At 63.5% G+C, this 16,538-nt stretch carries 16 protein-coding genes; 6 read left to right on the top strand and 10 right to left on the bottom strand.

The window, feature by feature from the left end; all coding sequences use genetic code 11:
* Positions 1–1,179, bottom strand: coding sequence for an MFS transporter (locus AC0V7N_RS15905; RefSeq protein WP_475459081.1), 1,179 nt, complete (start codon positions 1,177–1,179; stop codon positions 1–3).
* A gap of 206 nt (positions 1,180–1,385) precedes the next feature.
* On the opposite strand from AC0V7N_RS15905, the gene AC0V7N_RS15900 reads away from it, so the two are divergent.
* The 4 genes from AC0V7N_RS15900 (at position 1,386) to carB (ending at position 7,491) form a co-directional block, all read left to right on the top strand.
* Positions 1,386–1,742, top strand: coding sequence for an ArsR/SmtB family transcription factor (locus tag AC0V7N_RS15900; RefSeq protein WP_475459078.1), 357 nt, complete (start codon positions 1,386–1,388; stop codon positions 1,740–1,742).
* 57 nt (positions 1,743–1,799) lie between these two features.
* Complete coding sequence (locus AC0V7N_RS15895; RefSeq protein WP_496627951.1) at positions 1,800–2,558, top strand: metallophosphoesterase family protein; 759 nt, start codon at positions 1,800–1,802, stop codon at positions 2,556–2,558.
* Between the two features lie 178 nt (positions 2,559–2,736).
* Positions 2,737–3,732, top strand: a complete 996-nt coding sequence (locus tag AC0V7N_RS15890; RefSeq protein ID WP_475459073.1) for an SH3 domain-containing protein — start codon at positions 2,737–2,739, stop codon at positions 3,730–3,732.
* 255 nt (positions 3,733–3,987) lie between these two features.
* Entirely contained in the window at positions 3,988–7,491 is a 3,504-nt protein-coding gene (gene carB, locus AC0V7N_RS15885; RefSeq protein WP_496627950.1) for a carbamoyl-phosphate synthase large subunit, read from the top strand.
* Between the two features lie 83 nt (positions 7,492–7,574).
* Here the strand turns inward: carB and AC0V7N_RS15880 are convergent, their stop codons facing one another.
* From AC0V7N_RS15880 to AC0V7N_RS15855, 6 genes are all read right to left on the bottom strand, one after another.
* Positions 7,575–9,443 carry a hypothetical protein gene (locus AC0V7N_RS15880; RefSeq protein ID WP_475459070.1) on the bottom strand — a complete coding sequence of 623 codons (1,869 nt, stop codon included), beginning with the start codon at positions 9,441–9,443 and terminating at the stop codon, positions 7,575–7,577.
* The gene (locus tag AC0V7N_RS15875) at positions 9,440–9,955 is read right to left on the bottom strand and encodes an ABC-three component system middle component 2 (protein ID WP_475459068.1); all 516 of its coding nucleotides are present in this window, start codon (positions 9,953–9,955) and stop codon (positions 9,440–9,442) included. The genes AC0V7N_RS15880 and AC0V7N_RS15875 overlap by 4 nt, the downstream gene beginning before the upstream one ends.
* Positions 9,943–10,683 carry an ABC-three component system protein gene (locus tag AC0V7N_RS15870; RefSeq protein WP_496627949.1) on the bottom strand — a complete coding sequence of 247 codons (741 nt, stop codon included), beginning with the start codon at positions 10,681–10,683 and terminating at the stop codon, positions 9,943–9,945. The genes AC0V7N_RS15875 and AC0V7N_RS15870 overlap by 13 nt, the downstream gene beginning before the upstream one ends.
* A 408-nt stretch (positions 10,684–11,091) precedes the next feature.
* Positions 11,092–11,484 (bottom strand): Rid family hydrolase, encoded by a 393-nt coding sequence (locus AC0V7N_RS15865; protein ID WP_475459063.1) that lies wholly within the window; start codon positions 11,482–11,484, stop codon positions 11,092–11,094.
* Between the two features lie 277 nt (positions 11,485–11,761).
* Entirely contained in the window at positions 11,762–12,226 is a 465-nt protein-coding gene (locus AC0V7N_RS15860) for a cupin domain-containing protein (protein ID WP_475459061.1), read from the bottom strand.
* Positions 12,227–12,566: 340 nt separating this feature from the next.
* Positions 12,567–13,304 (bottom strand): DUF899 family protein, encoded by a 738-nt coding sequence (locus AC0V7N_RS15855; RefSeq protein WP_475459059.1) that lies wholly within the window; start codon positions 13,302–13,304, stop codon positions 12,567–12,569.
* Positions 13,305–13,482: 178 nt separating this feature from the next.
* On the opposite strand from AC0V7N_RS15855, the gene AC0V7N_RS15850 reads away from it, so the two are divergent.
* Complete coding sequence (locus AC0V7N_RS15850; protein ID WP_475459057.1) at positions 13,483–13,821, top strand: hypothetical protein; 339 nt, start codon at positions 13,483–13,485, stop codon at positions 13,819–13,821.
* A 161-nt stretch (positions 13,822–13,982) separates the two neighbouring features.
* On the opposite strand, the gene AC0V7N_RS15845 is transcribed toward AC0V7N_RS15850, so the two are convergent.
* Both AC0V7N_RS15845 and AC0V7N_RS15840 read right to left on the bottom strand, forming a co-directional pair.
* Entirely contained in the window at positions 13,983–14,471 is a 489-nt protein-coding gene (locus tag AC0V7N_RS15845; RefSeq protein ID WP_475459055.1) for a GNAT family N-acetyltransferase, read from the bottom strand.
* Positions 14,472–14,476: 5 nt separating this feature from the next.
* Positions 14,477–15,415 (bottom strand): transglycosylase SLT domain-containing protein, encoded by a 939-nt coding sequence (locus AC0V7N_RS15840; protein ID WP_475459053.1) that lies wholly within the window; start codon positions 15,413–15,415, stop codon positions 14,477–14,479.
* A 180-nt stretch (positions 15,416–15,595) separates the two neighbouring features.
* On the opposite strand from AC0V7N_RS15840, the gene AC0V7N_RS15835 reads away from it, so the two are divergent.
* Entirely contained in the window at positions 15,596–16,165 is a 570-nt protein-coding gene (locus tag AC0V7N_RS15835) for a methylated-DNA--[protein]-cysteine S-methyltransferase (protein ID WP_475459051.1), read from the top strand.
* Between the two features lie 36 nt (positions 16,166–16,201).
* On the opposite strand, the gene AC0V7N_RS15830 is transcribed toward AC0V7N_RS15835, so the two are convergent.
* Positions 16,202–16,528 carry a hypothetical protein gene (locus tag AC0V7N_RS15830; RefSeq protein WP_475459048.1) on the bottom strand — a complete coding sequence of 109 codons (327 nt, stop codon included), beginning with the start codon at positions 16,526–16,528 and terminating at the stop codon, positions 16,202–16,204.
* Between the last annotated feature and the right edge of the window lie 10 nt (positions 16,529–16,538).

Here is a 16,538-nt window from a genome sequence, read left to right as displayed (position 1 = left end):
CTATTCTGCTGGCATCGCGACCGGCCGTGCCGCCCAGCGGCCGGCCAGCACAATGCCGAGCCCGATGATCGGGAAGGCCGCCGCGACCAGGCCGAGGTCGGCTGGCGCGCCGTAGCGCAGCACACCACCACCAACCACCGCGCCCAGCGCCACACCGAGATAGAGCGCCGAGCCGTTGAGCGACAGCACGATCGGGGCGGCATCCGGCGCCAGCTTGATGATGCGGCTCGCCTGCGCCGGCGGGAACGCCCAGCCGACAATGCCCCACGGCACCATCATCGCCATCAGCGCCGGGCCGGCAATGTGCTGCGGCAGGAAAGTCGGGATGACGGACAGCATCACCAGCATGGCCGCGCTCAGCGCCAGCGACCAGCCGACGGTGCGGGTGGCGCCGAAACGGTCGGCCGCCTGGCCGCCGGCGATGTTGCCGATGACGGCGCCGACGCCGAAGGCGAGCAGCATGCCGGGCAGCGCGATCTGGCTGAGCCCGCCGCCCTCGATGGCCAGGGGCGCGACATAGGCAAAGACGGTGAAGGCGCCGGTCAGCGCCAGCAATGTCGTCAGAAGGATCGGCATCACGCCGGGCCGCATGGCCGCGGCCAGCCTGCGCTTCAGCGGCAGCTTGGTGCCGACGATGCCGCGCGGCAGCCGGTACCACAGGATGGCGCCGGCGAGTGCGCCAAGCCCGGCAATGGCATAGAAGGTGCCGCGCCAGCCGGCGAAGGCCGCGACCAGCGCGCCGAGCGGCGCGCCGACAGCCACAGCCACCGTGGTGCCGCCGACGACGACGGCGATGGCACGCGCCCGGTGATGGTCATCGACCAGCGCCACCGCCGTGCCCTGCGCGGTCGCCGCGAACAGGCCCGACGACAGCGCCATGATGATGCGCGCGATCAAAAGCACTTCGAAGGAGGAGCTCAAGGCGGCGGCGATGTTGCCGATGACGAAGAACACCAGCGTCCACAGGATGACGCGGCGCCGGTCCCATTCGCCGGTCAGTGTCGCCAGGATCGGCGTGCCGACCGCATAGGCGAGCGCAAAGGCGGTGATCAGCGTGCCGGCGAGCGGAATGGAGATGCCGGCATCCCTGGCGATGTCGGGCAGAAGGCTGGAGATGACGAAGCCCTCGGTCGAAATCGCAAACGATCCGAGCGCAAGCCAGAAGAGCCGCTTGTCCATGGCAAATGTCCTTAGTTCAAAAGTTATTGAACAATTGGACATAACAGGGCATGATGTCAATGAAGCCGGGGCAAAATAGCTGAACCTTCCTGACAGCCCTGTGTCAGCACGGTCGTTCGGTACGGATCGAAATGGAGAAACAGTGTGTACGGGCAGGCGAGGACGGATGCGTTGAAATCGGCCCGAACTGCGCTTAGGTTCCAGCCATGACGTTACCTCATCCCAATACGGACCAGATCAGCCTGCCCATCGTGCTCGGCGTGCTCGGCGACCCGACGCGGCTTGCCATCGTGCGCTATCTTGCCAGCAAGGAAGGCGTGCCGCTGAACTGCAGCCAGTTCCTCGATCTCGGCTCCAAGACCAATCTCAGCTACCACCTGGCCAAACTGCGCGAGGCCGGCGTCACCCGCGCTGAAGTGGTCGGCACCAACCGCATGATCACGCTGCGCCGCGCCGACCTCGACGCCCGCTTCCCCGGCCTGCTCGACAGCGTCATCGCCGCGGCCGGCGACGATCCCGCTCTGCCGGCGGTCGGGGGGCATGATATCGAAGCGCTGGCCTGAATTACGGCGCTCGTTTACAGCCGAGGCGAGGAATTGCCCTCACAACCGGAGCTTCCGATGCGCATCGCCGTCCTCGCCGATATCCATGGCAACGTCCTGGCGCTCGACGCCGTGCTCGAGGACTTGGCGCGGCGCGACGGCGCTGACCTCACCGTCAATCTCGGCGACAGCGTTTCCGGCCCGCTCTGGCCGCGCGAGACGTTTGAGCGGCTGGAAGCGCTGAACCTGCCGACGGTGCGCGGCAACCACGACCGCCGCGTCGCCGCCGATCCGGCCGACGAGACCATGTGGGCTTCGGACGTCTATGCACAGGAGCGGCTGACCGAGGCGCAGCGCGCGGTGCTCTTCGCCCAGCCGCTGACGCTGGAGATCGCGCCCGGCATTGTCGCCTTCCATGCCCGCCCCGACCATGACGAGAAATACCTCGCCGACGCCATCGTCGACGGCCAGTTGGTGCGCGCGCCGCTGGCGGCGATCCGGCGGCGGCTGAAAGCGCTCGACCCGGCCTGCCGCATCGCGCTGTGCGGCCACAGCCACCGCGCCGAGCTGGTCCGCATCCCTGGCGGCCCCGTCATCTTCAATCCGGGCAGCATCGGCTGCCCCGCCTATGACGACTCCACCCCGCCGGCGCATGTCTCCGAACAGGGCTCGCCGCATGCGCGCTACGGCATCGTCACCTTGGGCGGCGAAGGCCAGCCCGACCGCTTCGAGAGCATCGCCGTCGACTACGACCATGAGGCAGCGGCGCGGCAAGCCGAACAGGCGGGACGGCCGGAATGGGCGCATGCGCTCAGAACCGGATTCATGCCGGACTGAGCGAAGCTCATGTCCAGACTGAACGCTCTTGCGTTCATGCAGGGCTGAAAAAGGCGTGAACATCTCGCTTGTAGACATGGCGCCGCGCCGTCGCTTATAAAACCGGCTTCGCGTGCGGCAGCGTTTTTGGGTTCTGGCGGTGCCTTTGGTAATGCAATTGATCGCCGACAGCCAAGTGATGAGGCGCCGAATTACGTTGCGGGCAGCGCTCTACGCACTGATCGCCGCTCCGTCGCTGCTGACTGCGCTTGCGGCCGTTGTCCCTGCCCACGCCGAAGACACACCCTTCATCTCCATCGTCTCCGGCCTGGCGCCCGACGACCTGCTCAATGTCCGCGCCAAGCCCTCGCCGATCGGCAAGACCGAGGCGCGCATCGCCAATGGTGCGAGCGTCACCAACCTCGGCTGCAACGACATTGACGGGCATCAATGGTGCAAGATTGTATCGGGCAATCCGAAAGCCACCGGCTGGACCCCGGCGCGCTACCTCGTTCCCGTCAATCCGGCGCCCGTGTCAGACACCGACCAGCCGGCGGGAGCTCAGGCCGCGACGCCTGCCGAGTCCAGCCAACCGCCGCCCGACCTGACGGCACGGCTCGGCGACGCGGCCTCCCATCCCGTCACACCAGAAACGTCAATGAAATCCACCGCCGCGACCGCCATGCAGGATGCTTACGGCCTGGCGCTGGTGGCGACTGCAGCCTCGCCGGCCGGAGAAACCCTGGCTCCCGCCGAGCCACAGCCTCAGAATGCCGCCACGGCTTCCAACGGCGATGCCGCCACGGACAATGGCTCGGCTGGGTCGATCCCCGTTCCCACGCCGCGCCCTAACGGTGCCGCGCCCGCCCTCGATACACAGACCGTCGCCGAACTGCCGCCGCAGCCGGCTTCCCTTGCCCCGGGCGGTGGCCTCGAGATCCCCTGCTCCCGCTATTTCGGCCAGCCGATGGAGCGCTGCGCGGCGACCGTCGTGCACAAGGGCGCCGACAAGGCCGACATCATCGTGATCTGGCCCGACGGCGGCAGCCGCGTCATCTCCTTCGACGCCCGCCTGCCGGCCGGCTCGAACGGACACAGCGAATTCCGCTACACACGCGAGGGCAGCCTGAACCTGATCCGCATCGGCGTCTCCGAACGCTTCGAGATCACGGATACGGTGGCGTTTGGGGAGTAGGAGGCAGGGGAGTAAGGCAGTACGGCAATAGGGCAATATGCTTTAAGGGCGCTCGAGCCTCCCCTACTGCCCTACTGCCCTACTGCCCTACTGCCCTACTGCCCTACTGCCCTACTCCCTCATTTTCGGGGTTACATCCGCCAAAACTCTTCCCTATAAGGCCCACCTAGCCTGATACCAGAATCGCGAGCACAACCGGCCGGGTCTTCCCGTCCCGGTTTTTTGTGCAAGCCGCCCGCCAAACGGAACTTCGCCATGCCAAGACGCACTGACATCAAGTCGATCCTGATCATCGGGGCCGGCCCCATCGTCATTGGCCAGGCCTGCGAGTTCGACTATTCCGGCACCCAGGCCTGCAAGGCGCTGAAGGAAGAGGGCTTCCGCGTCATCCTGGTCAATTCCAACCCGGCCACCATCATGACCGATCCGGAACTGGCCGACGCCACCTATATCGAGCCGATCACGCCCGAAGTCGTCGCCAAGATCATCGCCAAGGAGCGGCCCGACGCGTTGCTGCCGACCATGGGCGGCCAGACCGCGCTGAACACGGCTTTGTCGCTGCGCCGCATGGGCGTGCTCGAGCGCTACAATGTCGAGATGATCGGCGCCGACGCGCATGCGATCGACAAGGCCGAGGACCGCGCTTTGTTCCGCGAGGCGATGAAGAAGATCAGCCTGGAAACGCCGAAGTCGATGCTGGCCAACGCCACCGACGTCAAGAACACCGACCGCAAGACGCATGAAGCCGAGCGCGCTGCCGTCAAGGCCGAAGCGCCGGCCGATCTCGACGCCGCGCTCGACGCGCTGGAAACCCGCTGGAACCTCGGCGAAGGCGACCGCAAGCAGCGCTATATCAGCCATGGCATGGCGATCGCCGCGCAGGCGCTCGACCATGTCGGCCTGCCCGCCATCATCCGCCCCTCCTTCACCATGGGCGGCACCGGCGGCGGCATCGCCTACAACCGCGCCGAATTCTACGACATCGTCCAGTCCGGCCTCGACGCCTCGCCGACCACCGAAGTGCTGATCGAGGAAAGCGTGCTCGGCTGGAAGGAATATGAGATGGAGGTCGTCCGCGATAAGGCGGACAATTGCATCATCGTCTGCTCGATCGAGAACATCGACCCGATGGGCGTGCACACCGGTGACTCGATCACCGTCGCCCCTGCTCTGACGCTCACCGACAAAGAGTATCAGATGATGCGCAACGCCTCGATCGCGGTGTTGCGCGAGATCGGCGTCGAGACCGGTGGCTCCAACGTGCAGTTCGCCGTCAACCCGGCGGATGGCCGCCTCGTCGTCATCGAGATGAACCCGCGCGTCTCGCGCTCGTCGGCTTTGGCTTCAAAAGCGACCGGCTTCCCCATCGCCAAGATCGCGGCCAAACTTGCCGTCGGCTACACGCTGGACGAGCTGGAGAACGACATCACCGGCGGCGCCACGCCCGCTTCGTTCGAGCCGTCGATCGATTACGTCGTCACCAAAATCCCGCGCTTTGCCTTCGAGAAATTCCCCGGCGCCGAGCCGGTGCTGACCACCGCCATGAAGTCGGTCGGCGAAGTCATGGCCATCGGCCGCACGTTCCAGGAATCGCTGCAGAAGGCCCTGCGTGGTCTCGAAACCGGCCTCACCGGCCTCGACGAGATCGAGATCCCTGGCCTCGGCCATGGCGCCGTCGCGGCCAACCACGCCGACGACCGCAACGCCATCCGTGCGGCACTGGGCACGCCGACGCCTGACCGGCTGCGCATGGTGGCGCAGGCGATCCGCATGGGTACCTCGCTGGAAGACGTGCATTCCATGTGCAAGATCGACCCGTGGTTCCTCGAACAGATCGCCGGCATCGTTGCCATGGAAGCCCGCATCCGCGAGCACGGCATTCCGCAGGACGCCGTCAATCTGCGCATGCTGAAGGCGATGGGTTTCTCGGACGCCCGCCTGGCGTCGCTCACCAAGACCGATGCCGAAGTGATTTCCAGGATCCGCGACAAGCTCGACGTGCATCCCGTCTACAAGCGCATCGACACCTGTGCGGCCGAGTTCGCCTCGCCCACCGCCTACATGTACTCGACCTATGAAGTTCCGTTTGCCGGCGCACTGGCCAACGAGGCGCAGGTCTCGTCGCGGAAAAAAGTCGTCATCCTCGGCGGCGGGCCGAACCGCATCGGCCAGGGCATCGAGTTCGACTATTGCTGCTGCCATGCCGCCTTCGCGCTGCGCGATGCCGGCTATGAAGCGATCATGATCAACTGCAACCCGGAGACCGTGTCGACCGACTACGACACTTCGGACCGGCTCTATTTCGAGCCGCTGACGGCCGAAGACGTGCTGGAGATCCTGCGCGCCGAACAGGCGTCGGGCGAACTGGTCGGCGTCATCGTTCAGTTCGGCGGCCAGACGCCGCTGAAGCTGGCGGATGCGCTGGAGAAGGCCGGCATCCCGATCCTCGGCACCTCGCCCGACATGATCGATCTCGCCGAAGACCGCGACCGCTTCCAGAAGCTGTTGCACAAGCTCAACCTCAGCCAGCCGAAGAACGGCATCGCCTATTCGGTCGAGCAGGCCCGCCTCGTCGCCGGCGAGCTCGGTTTCCCGCTGGTGGTGCGCCCCTCCTATGTGCTCGGCGGCCGCGCCATGCAGATCATCCATGACGAGGGCATGCTGCAATCCTATCTGCTCGACACCGTGCCCGGCCTGGTGCCGGAGGACATCAAGCAGAAATACCCCAACGACAAGACCGGCCAGATCAACACGCTGCTGGGCAAGAACCCGCTGCTGTTCGACACCTATCTGTCAGGCGCCATCGAGGTCGATGTCGACTGCCTCTGCGACGGCAAGGCGACCTTCGTTTCCGGCATTCTCGAACACATCGAGGAGGCCGGCATCCATTCGGGCGACAGCGCCTGCTCGCTGCCGGTGCATTCGCTGCCTTCGGAGCTCGTCGACGAGTTGGAGCGCCAGACGGCGGCACTGGCCCGCGCGCTCAATGTCGGTGGCTTGATGAATGTGCAGTACGCGATCAAGGACGGCACGGTCTATGTGCTGGAGGTCAACCCGCGCGCGTCACGCACCGTGCCCTTCGTCGCCAAGACCATTGGCCGTCCCATCGCCAAGATCGCCGCGCGCATCATGGCCGGCGAGACGCTGGAAGACGCCTTCGCCCATTACGGCGCCATGCCCGACCCCCGCAATCCCGGCCACATCGCGGTCAAGGAAGCCGTCTTCCCCTTCGCCCGCTTCCCCGGCGTCGACATTCTGCTCGGCCCGGAAATGCGCTCGACCGGCGAAGTCATGGGCCTCGACCGCGATTTCGCGCTCGCCTTCGCCAAGAGCCAGCTCGGCGCCGGCGTCGACCTGCCGCGCTCCGGCACGCTGTTCGTCTCGGTGCGCGACGAGGACAAGAAGGGCATATTGCCGGCGGTCAAGCGCCTCGCCGGCCTCGGCTTCAAGGTGCTGGCGACATCAGGCACGCAGCGCTTCCTCGCCGAAAACGGCGTCGACGCGCAAAAGATCAACAAGGTGCTCGAAGGCCGCCCCCACATCGAAGACGCCATCCGCAACCGCCAGGTCCAGATCGTCTTCAACACGACGGATGGCCAGAAGGCGGTGTCGGACTCGAAATCGCTGCGCAGGGCAACGCTGATGCAGAAGGTGCCGTATTATACGACGCTGTCGGGAGCCGCCGCAGTGGCCGAGGCGATTGCTGCGCTGAAGGCGGGGAGCCTGGAGGTCAGGCCGCTGCAGGAGTATTTTGCTTAGGCGATTAGCTGATCTCCCCACTTGTGGGGGCACTGTCCCGCCGACGTCGTCACCGCACGGTGTCCACCAAACGTATTGCGTACTCATTCCCGCCTTGGAAATAGGCCTGCACGTTCTTTGCCGCCGCGCCCACTAAAGATTTCGATATGGGCCAACTCAGAGATCGAGGCCGGCGGATCCGAATTTTCAACAATAATGAATTGGGCGATATCCTTGAGGCTGGCAAGGTGCTTGTAAAAGAGTTCCGCAAGCCCTGTCTTAGCCAATGCTTGCTCATCATCAGACAGCTCGCCGTGCCGAGTCCCGAATGGTGGCCGGTAGGTCAACAGCGGCGTGTCGAGAATCAAAAAGCCAGGATGGGGCAACTTATGCTCGTTGCAGAAGAGGATGACTGCTACGTTGAAAGCTGCATGCAAAATCGCACGAACGCCTTTGCCGTTGGCCGCTCGCCCCTTTCCGGCAATAGTAATGTCGTTGTTTTCGATACTGAACGTCGCGTCTTGCGCTCCGGGGAAGCCCCAAGCCTCAAGTACCTGCCGAACGGTCTTGCCAAAGGCATGTGCGACTGTTCCGTCGATGCCGGTCACGAGTTTCTCGTCACTCGATGTACCCGATTCGCCGTCGATCTGTGTGCGGCGCACGACCAACCGGTCGCGGCGGCTGTAAAGGTCTGCGATATGATCAAGCTTTGCCTTTTGGGCAGCTAGTGCTTCGTACCCGCTTCGCGCTGACGACTCCTGCGGCCGAGCCGCCTCGATTCTTGCTTCAATCGCCTTGATGTCGTCTTCGAGTCCGGTCGCGCGCCGACGCAGTCCTTCGGCTTCAGACTCAAGAGAGACAATCGTCTGACGAAGTTCGCGCTGCTCCACTTGTATCTTGGCAATTTCCGCCGCAGCAGCGCGGTGCGCTTGCTGGATATCCTCTGCCGCATGATTGTGACGTTGTGCGCCGGGCGGCGCCCCACATACCGGGCAATCGCGATCCGCCATCGCCAAAAGGATAAAGCCGCCCTCTTCCAATGCTTCCAACCGAGCAATGTCGGAGCGATACACCTCGCTAAGCCGGCCAAAACGCTGCACCGTAATGTCGAGTTCAGCGACACGATATGCAACGTCGCGTTGGGTATCGGCATATCCCCGACGCTCTTTCACCAAGTTGTCGAGTGTGATCTGAGCTTTCCGCAGATTCTCTTCTAGAGCTTTGACAGAGGTATCGATCTTGTCCAGCTGGTCATCAAGTTCCTTGCGGTCAGGAGCCTCTTCGCCAAGCTCTTCGTCGAGCTGGGCGATCATCTCGTCGACAAGTTCGACCTTCGCGTTCTTGGCGACATCTCTGACCTTGTCACTTTGGACTGTCACCGCTGCAGCATCATCCACCCCAGTGAGGAGGAGCCGAAATAGATTGCGCTCGAAGGTGCGGCTGGTGTTTTGACCCGAATAGAGCACAGGGCTGCGCTCGGCAATGATGTCTTCTTCGGATACTATTACATACGGTGCAATCAACCGAATCGAGAGATTGTCTTTTTCTGCATTGGCATTTTTGACGATCACCTTGCCCGCCAGACCGATAACTTCAAGCAGGAAATGGGATATCGTGTCTATGCGCGTTGCATCGGCTTGGGCCCGTAGGACAGTACCATCCTTTGGTTCGCCTCCGAACCGCAAGCCGTCATAGACTTTAAAGGCGCCACCATTCGTTGGCCGATATAGTGTCAGATCGCGGCCATCGGCTAAAGTGAACCCAAGCCAAGCGGCATCGTAACCGTTCACTTCCTCCGTCCGGGGCAATGTCTTGGTAGCACCAAGCATGAAGGAGAAGGCCTTGGTCGTAAAGGATTTGCCTGTGTTCGAGGCGCCGTAGATGATATTGAGCCCGCTTCTGAATTCTAATATTGCCAGGCCAACCGAAGGACCCGTAAACGCCAGATGCTTGAAGGTGATTGCGCCGGTCATGAAGTTCTACCAGACGGGATCTGGTCAGCTTGGAAGTCGGCCGTCCAACGCCCGATCTTGGTCTCGATCAGTTTCTTAATTTCTGTGGTCGCCATGCCTTCAAACTGTCGGGCCATCCAGCGAGCGCGGTGCTTGAGAGCAATGGCATAATCTGAGCGCAACATATCAAGATAGCTGGGGGCGTCCTCACTGGCCGCGAACAAAATCCCGGCGTCGCTATCTATCACATCGACCAAGTGTACCTGCTGCATCATGCGCAGGCTCCGCTCGACCAACTGCCGCCGTACAAACAGTTCGCCTGTCCGGTTTGGGAGATCGGGATGCAAGCTCGCCGGGACATCAGTCCCGTCTAGATCAGCGGTGTGTACGACCAGATGGTCGAACCACGTCATTTCAATCAGGTCACACCGTCGCGGATAGAACGCGTCAAGTAGGACCACAGCACGGATGCCGGTTTCAAGAGCGCTGTTGAACGGATGAGGTGCCCGCTCCGGATGTTTCAACGCTTCCAAGGCAGGAGACCCTCGTTGGCAAAATGATGGCATGTGCCTTGTCGAACCGGCACTCTAGCATGCCGCCCTAACACACCCGACGGCGAAACTGTTGCGGCTTGGTTCATAACACCTCGCACGCGGTCTAGTCCCTTGTCATAAGTGCCCGAGTAGACCTCCACCACCCCATGGTAAAGCTCGTCCTTGAACGTCACCAGATATTCCGGCGGCGTGGAATCGCGATAGTAGCGATCAAACTCGGCTGCTTCAAAGTAGCGGGTACGTTGAAGTCTAAGGTGATCACCCCAGTCCCTATCCATCAGGACTGCGTCAGGATCGGCAAAGGTCGTACCAGCCATCTGGCCATACAGGTCGACAAGCTGGCGCAGATATTCGCTCTCGTGTCCTTGGACATCGTCAGGCGCAACACCGACGGGCGCCGGCCCTGGATCGTCACTAAACCAATGCACCAGCACAGGCTTCGCCCATGGATCGTCAACCAACCTCCCGGCATCCAATGAGTGCACCTGTGCGAAATCGAACGCGTCTATCATTGAGCGGATTTCGTCCGTTAGAGGTACATTTTTATTGTCGACCAGCCGGCCAGCAATGTCCTTGTTCCAGCGATCAAGGAAAGCCTGGCGAAACCTTTCCGGGTGCGCGATGAGGGTTTGGACGTTTTCGTACAACACCCCGAGGCGCAACGAACGTATATGCCCGCGGGAGCGTGTACTCTCCGTCTGCGGCATGCATGAAGATTTTGCCGAGTTCGACCAGCGCCGACGTTTCCGACAGTCTGTCTTTGAGTTGCTTGCACTGGAAATTATCCCACGGACCCTCATGCCGCTGGGCCGTGACATAACCCACAACATCGCGCCCCATGTCGCCAGCGCCCGACCAGCGTTCGTGTGAGTAGTAGTCCTTGGTCCGATTAGCCAGCCAGTCGTTGACGAATGCCTCGAGGCGCTCGTCGGTCAAAGAAGTCAATTGAAGGGCGAAGTTTGGGCGCAAGATGGGTATCGAGAATCTAGGAATCTGACTCAGATGTTGTATTGTTCCGTGAAGATAGCAAGCGCCTTGTGACTTGCGGCAATACTTGGTGAATTATGGACCCGGACGCTTGTTTTGGTTGCGAATGGTGCCGCCGCAGCCTTCCCTCACGCCACGGCCACACATTCGATCTCGATATCAAACTCCATCGGCCATGACGCCACCGGCACGAAACTGCGCGCCGGCGGATTGGTGGAAAAATACTTGGCATAGACCCGGTTGATGGCGTTGTAGAAGCCGGAATTGACGGCGTAGATGCGCACCATCACCACATTGTCCAGCGAGGTGCCCGCCGCTTCCAGGCAGTGTTTCAGCGCCTTCAGCGACGCCTCGGTCTGCACCTCGATATCGCCGCGGACCATCTCGCCGGTCACCATGTCGACCGGCGGCGTCGCCGAGATGAACACGAAGCCGTTGGCCTTCACCGCCGTCGAGCAGGGCAGACCGAGAGAGCGAACCTTGGCCGACATGACCGGTACTTCGATGACTTCTTTTTTCATGATGATGCTCCCTGGGGTTGGCAGGGAGCTTATCCTGCCGGCTGGTGAACGCCAGCGGGGAGGCATGGTCCAGCGGCCGCAGACAATCGCATAGGGCGCTCCCCCTCTCCGTCTCGGCTTCGCCGAGCCACCTCTCCCCCATTTCATGGGGGCGAGGAAACGCCAATCACCGAGGTCGCGACACCGAAAGGCTTGGGTTCCTCGCCCCCACAGAGTGGGGGAGAGGTGGCCGCGAAGCGGACGGAGAGGGGGCTGGCGCCGCCCTGTCCGATTGGCTTCACCCCTGCCCCGGATACGGCATGCCGTCCTTGTGCAGAAACCGGCCATCCGAGCTCGGGCTCATCATGTCGATGTCGGAACAGGTGATGACATCGTCCGGATTGCGCGAGCCGACTTCCAGGTATCGGGCCGTGACCGACGACCGGTTGATCATGTGATGGCCGTTGCCGCTGTTCTTGGCGAAGGTGGCGCAGTCGCCGGCCTTGAGCAGCGTCTCGCCGCCATCCTCGACCAGCGTCAACTCGCCCTCCAGCACATAGACGAGCTCGTCCTCATGGCTGTGCCAGTGGCGCTGGCTCGACCAGCCGCCGGGCGGGAGCGTCATCAGGTTGACGCCGAAATCGCGGAGGCCGCCGGCGTCGCCGAGGCGCTGGCGCGTGCGGGTGGCGCAAGGCGCGTCGAAGGGCGCGGGATAGCCGGAGCCCTTGCGGACGGGCACGGTTGACAGGTTGATCTTGGGCATGGGTGCTCCCTCGATTTGATGGTGGCAGTCTAATGCAGGGAAGGCGGAGGCACAGAGCCACCTTGCGGCGGCGGGTTTGCCAACCGTCGATGGAGCGGTGAAGGCCCACGTCGCGCTCTACGGCGCCCCCCTCTGTCCTGCCGGACATCTCCCCCACTTGGGGGGAGATCGGCCGTCATCGCGGCTTTCGCCAATTTTCAACGTTGCAAGGAGAATGCCGGCGCCGCAACAGCCAATCTCCCCCCTCGTGGGGGAGATGTCCGGCAGGACAGAGGGGGGCGCCGTAGAGCACCTATTTGGACCGTTCGCATTCTCTGATCGGGTCATCCATGCGCCGCCCTCAATGGCAACACCCATACTGCAGCTGCTCGCGCCAATCCGGCCGCCCCTCCGGCGTAAAATCCATCAGGTTCCACAGGATCTCGCAGGTGCCGATGGCGCGCGGATCCTGGCCGGGTTCGGGTGGCGCGAAGCCGAGTTCGGACGACCAGAAATGGCGGATGCCGTCACCATCGCAGTGAAACACCGACAGCAGCGGCATCTGCGCGCCGTCGGCATCCTCGGCATTGTAGTCGCGCTTGAAGCTGTTCTGGGCCGACGACACCAGCCGCATGTGCTTCCAGCCACGATCCCGGCTGAGCGTGACCAGGTTTTCGAGCCCGGTCTTGGCCACCACCACAAAATTGAAGCCGGCCGCTTCGAGATGGCCGACGGCGCCGTCGAACTGGTCGAGCAGCGCCGTGCAGGACGGGCATGGCTGGTCCGGCCGGGCGAGCCTGGCCGTGCCGCCGCTCGCCGCCACATCGCGCATCTCCTGCGGATGGCGTGGAAACATCATCTGGTAGAGGATGAGCGAATCCTTGCCCGGCGCGAACAGCTCCGACAGTTTTGTCTTCGCCGGCTTGCGGTCGGCATCGAGCGCATCGAAGACATAGTCCTGGCGGATCAGCCCGCCCGGCGGCAGCGCGCGCCGCGCCTCGGCCACGGCCTCCATGGCGCGGCGCAGCTCGATTTCCTTCTTCAAGAGTTTTTCGCGGGCGGTGCGATATTTCGCGGATTCGTTGGGAAAGGTGATCATGATCGGGCTCCTTCAAATCGCGCCGGCGTCCCGGCGCTGTTGTTCTGCGACCCAAGGACGTTTGGCGAAGACCCGTCGCCGACATTTTTTTGAAGGACGCACGGCGATTGTTTGCGGGGAACCTCGGCGGCTTCCCGGCATTTTCACGGCAAGGTAAAGCAAGCCATGGGGAGACAAAATGAACGAAGCCGACGAGATCGACCTGCGCTGCCCGCAAGTGGTGGCCGACAATGCCGCCAAAGGCTTGCGGCTGCGCCAGCAGTTCGGCCGTGGCGGCACCGAGATTGGCGTGGCGCGGGCAACGGAACTGAAGAACCGCGAGAAGCTCGCGCCCTCCACCATCCGCCGCATGGTCAGCTACTTCGCCCGCCATGAGGTCGACAAGCGCGGGAAAAACTACGGCAATGAGGACAACCCGTCGGCCGGCCACATCGCCTGGCTGCTGTGGGGCGGCGATGAAGGCCGCGCCTGGGCGCTCGAGCTCAAGCAGAAGATCGGCAACGCACCGGACATCTGAGCGCGGACAGCCCTTCGCTATGGCTCCCTGCCCTTCGGGCGTTCAAACCCTTTGAAACGTCCACTGGACGTTTCAATCCGCCCGAAGGCAGACCGGGTTTTCACCGTTCGTCGCTTCAATCGACAAATCGTTGTCGATTGATCGACTTCGCCGACCGCTCCTCACCCAGCCCAATCGACCTCGAACATGCCGAGCCGTTGGTAGAGCCTGACAGCGGCAGGATTCTCGACGGTATTGGTCTTCAGGTCGACACGGTCAGCGCCGCGTTCACGAAAACTGGCGAAGGCATGCCACATCAGCGCCTCGCCGATGCCCTTGCCGCGCGCCTCGGGATGAACGGCGAGATCCCTAACGAAGGCGGAAGTCCAGCACAGTGCAGCGGCCGCCAGCCGGCCCTTGGCATCGATGACCAGGAAACACAGCGCCGGGTCGAATTCGGGATCACCGGAAATGCGCGGCCACCATTCGTCGAACGGGCCATCGGTGCCGTCGTCGAACACGTCGCTAAGCAGCGCGTGCAAAGGCGGCGCGTCACCGGGCTCGAGAGAGCGCATGGCAAAACCATCCGGCCAGTGCGGTGCAACCAGCGTCTCGTCGAGGATCTTGCGCAGCCGGATGTCGTTCAGGGCCGGCGGGCGCGGTTCGGGCATCGCGCTCAGGCGTCGGGCTGCAGGCGGTGCCGCTTGCGGTCGGTGCCGAGGCCGGTTGCCTCGAGCAGGCCCTTGCGCTTGGCGTCGAAATAATAGCCGGTCTGGTAGAGCCAGTCGGCTTTCTTGGCGTTGCCGTCGGCCACCAGCCAGGCGCCGCGCAGATATTTGACCGCGTATTTGAGGTTGGTTTCGGCGTCGAACAGGCCCTTGGCCGGCCCGTCATAGCCCATGCCGCGCGCCGTCGCGTGCTTGATCTGCATCAGTCCCCAATGGCCATTGTTGTAGGCCTTCGGATTGAAGGTGCTCTCGCGGTTGACGACATGGCGCACCAGATCCACCGGCACCTGGTAGAGGGCAGCGTATTTGACGATCAGCCGGTCGACGTCACCGCGCATGCCTGCGTGCTCTTCCGGAGCGGCAGGGCTGAGCGGCGCGGACGGAAACTGCACCAGGGCGGCCGGGTTCTGCGGCACGACATAGGCCACCTGCTGCACGCCTGGCAGTTTCTGGCCGCTGCCGGCAACCGCCGGCACGATAAGCCCGGCGGTGGTGTATGTCTCGGCAGCCTTGACCGGCTGGCCGGCCTTGCTCGGCGGCGGCGCCTGCCAGGCATTGGCGGTCATCACGGCGGGCACGGCCGGTGCCGTCGGCGTCGCCCCGGCAAAGGCCGCGGTCGCGGCAACCGGCTGGGCGGCGGCGTCGAGCGGCGCGGCAGCCGGACCAGGTGTCAGTTCGGCCGTCTGGACGGGGGCGATGCCCGAGGATTGCGGCAGCACCGAAACCGTCTCCGGCAGCGGTATGGTGAAGCCGGCATCGCTGCCGGCAACGGTCGCGGATTCGGTCAGGGCAGGTGCTGCCTTCATCTGCGAGGTCGAGGTGCAGCCGCTGATGCCGGCCGCCGCCATGATCACGCCGATCGCGATAAGGGTATGTTTTGCTGGCAAGCCGCGCACGGGTCCGGTTCGTCGGGTGTTAAGAAATCCCTTACACCAGCGATTCAGGACCGGCAATCGGGGCCATCAGGTGGTTTTCGGGTGGCGGGACACGGGCCGAACTGCCATATTGTTCCTGATATGTACCGGAACAAATCCCGGTTTTAGCCACTTTGCGGAAAGGAACGCATCATGGAAACGACAGCTTCGATCACAGCCGGCCACGCAGTGTTAGAAACAGTGATCGGTTTCATGGGCATCGCCTGGAGCGAAAAGGGCCTGATCCGGCTCTGCCTGCCCGAACGCAGCCGCGAAGCGATAGAACGTCGGCTGATGCGCCATGCCGGCGTTTCCGCGTCCACGGCACAGCCGCCATGGGTGGTCGACCTCATCGCTTCGATCAAGGCTTATGCCGCCGGCGAGGACGTCGACTTCACCGGCGTACCGGTCGATCTCGACGGCATCGACGATTTCCGCCTCGCCATCTACGACGCGGCACGCAAACTCGGCTATGGGCAAACCACCACCTATGGCGAACTCGCCAAGCGCGCCGGCCAACCCGGCCTGCCGCGCGAAACCGGTGCTGCCCTTGGCGCCAATCCGGTGCCGCTGGTCATTCCCTGCCACCGCATCCTCGCGGCCGGCGGCAAGATCGGCGGCTTCTCGGCGCCCGGCGGCTCCGTCACCAAGGAGAAGATGCTGGCCATGGAAGGCGTGCGCGTCGGCCCGCCGCCACCGGCTCAGGTGTCCTTCGGGTTCTGAAGGCGCCGAGGCGCGGCCAGGCTTGCCGCGCGCCCGTCAATGCCGATGCAGGAAACGGCGGCGAAAATGCTCGTTATCCGGCCGCTTGCAGTTGTAGACCGGGCAGGATTTGGTGTCGGCGCTCGGCACATAGGCGCGCGCCCTCACCTCGCCCATGGTGCAGAATTGCTGGCTCTGCACATAGCGGTCGTAGAGCGGCAGCCCCGGCACGCGCGTCGACTGGTAGCGCAGGATGACCGCGCCCTGGCGCGCGATCGTCGACTGCACCTTGCCGCAGCTCATATGAGTCGGGTCGTAGCGCGAGATCGCCTGCGCCTCGGCGGCCACCAGCGTCAGGCAGGCGGCAAGCACTATGGTTTTCATGGTCTCCTCC

It is taken from the genome of Mesorhizobium kamtschaticum (genome assembly GCF_056174585.1).
The sequence above is the reverse complement of the archived record's forward strand: the minus strand, read 5'-3'. Positions and strand labels throughout refer to the sequence as shown.

What these genes read in the sequence shown, in the direction of transcription:
- AC0V7N_RS15835 (WP_475459051.1), top strand. Translation starts at nt 15,596, where the DNA reads ATGGAAACGACAGCTTCGATCACAGCCGGCCACGCAGTGTTAGAAACA.
- AC0V7N_RS15905 (WP_475459081.1), bottom strand. Translation starts at nt 1,179, where the DNA reads ATGGACAAGCGGCTCTTCTGGCTTGCGCTCGGATCGTTTGCGATTTCG.
- AC0V7N_RS15895 (WP_496627951.1), top strand. Translation starts at nt 1,800, where the DNA reads ATGCGCATCGCCGTCCTCGCCGATATCCATGGCAACGTCCTGGCGCTC.
- AC0V7N_RS15845 (WP_475459055.1), bottom strand. Translation starts at nt 14,471, where the DNA reads ATGCCCGAACCGCGCCCGCCGGCCCTGAACGACATCCGGCTGCGCAAG.
- AC0V7N_RS15880 (WP_475459070.1), bottom strand. Translation starts at nt 9,443, where the DNA reads ATGACCGGCGCAATCACCTTCAAGCATCTGGCGTTTACGGGTCCTTCG.
- carB (WP_496627950.1), top strand. Translation starts at nt 3,988, where the DNA reads ATGCCAAGACGCACTGACATCAAGTCGATCCTGATCATCGGGGCCGGC.
- AC0V7N_RS15890 (WP_475459073.1), top strand. Translation starts at nt 2,737, where the DNA reads ATGAGGCGCCGAATTACGTTGCGGGCAGCGCTCTACGCACTGATCGCC.
- AC0V7N_RS15870 (WP_496627949.1), bottom strand. Translation starts at nt 10,683, where the DNA reads ATGCCGCAGACGGAGAGTACACGCTCCCGCGGGCATATACGTTCGTTG.
- AC0V7N_RS15865 (WP_475459063.1), bottom strand. Translation starts at nt 11,484, where the DNA reads ATGAAAAAAGAAGTCATCGAAGTACCGGTCATGTCGGCCAAGGTTCGC.
- AC0V7N_RS15830 (WP_475459048.1), bottom strand. Translation starts at nt 16,528, where the DNA reads ATGAAAACCATAGTGCTTGCCGCCTGCCTGACGCTGGTGGCCGCCGAG.
- AC0V7N_RS15855 (WP_475459059.1), bottom strand. Translation starts at nt 13,304, where the DNA reads ATGATCACCTTTCCCAACGAATCCGCGAAATATCGCACCGCCCGCGAA.
- AC0V7N_RS15900 (WP_475459078.1), top strand. Translation starts at nt 1,386, where the DNA reads ATGACGTTACCTCATCCCAATACGGACCAGATCAGCCTGCCCATCGTG.
- AC0V7N_RS15860 (WP_475459061.1), bottom strand. Translation starts at nt 12,226, where the DNA reads ATGCCCAAGATCAACCTGTCAACCGTGCCCGTCCGCAAGGGCTCCGGC.
- AC0V7N_RS15850 (WP_475459057.1), top strand. Translation starts at nt 13,483, where the DNA reads ATGAACGAAGCCGACGAGATCGACCTGCGCTGCCCGCAAGTGGTGGCC.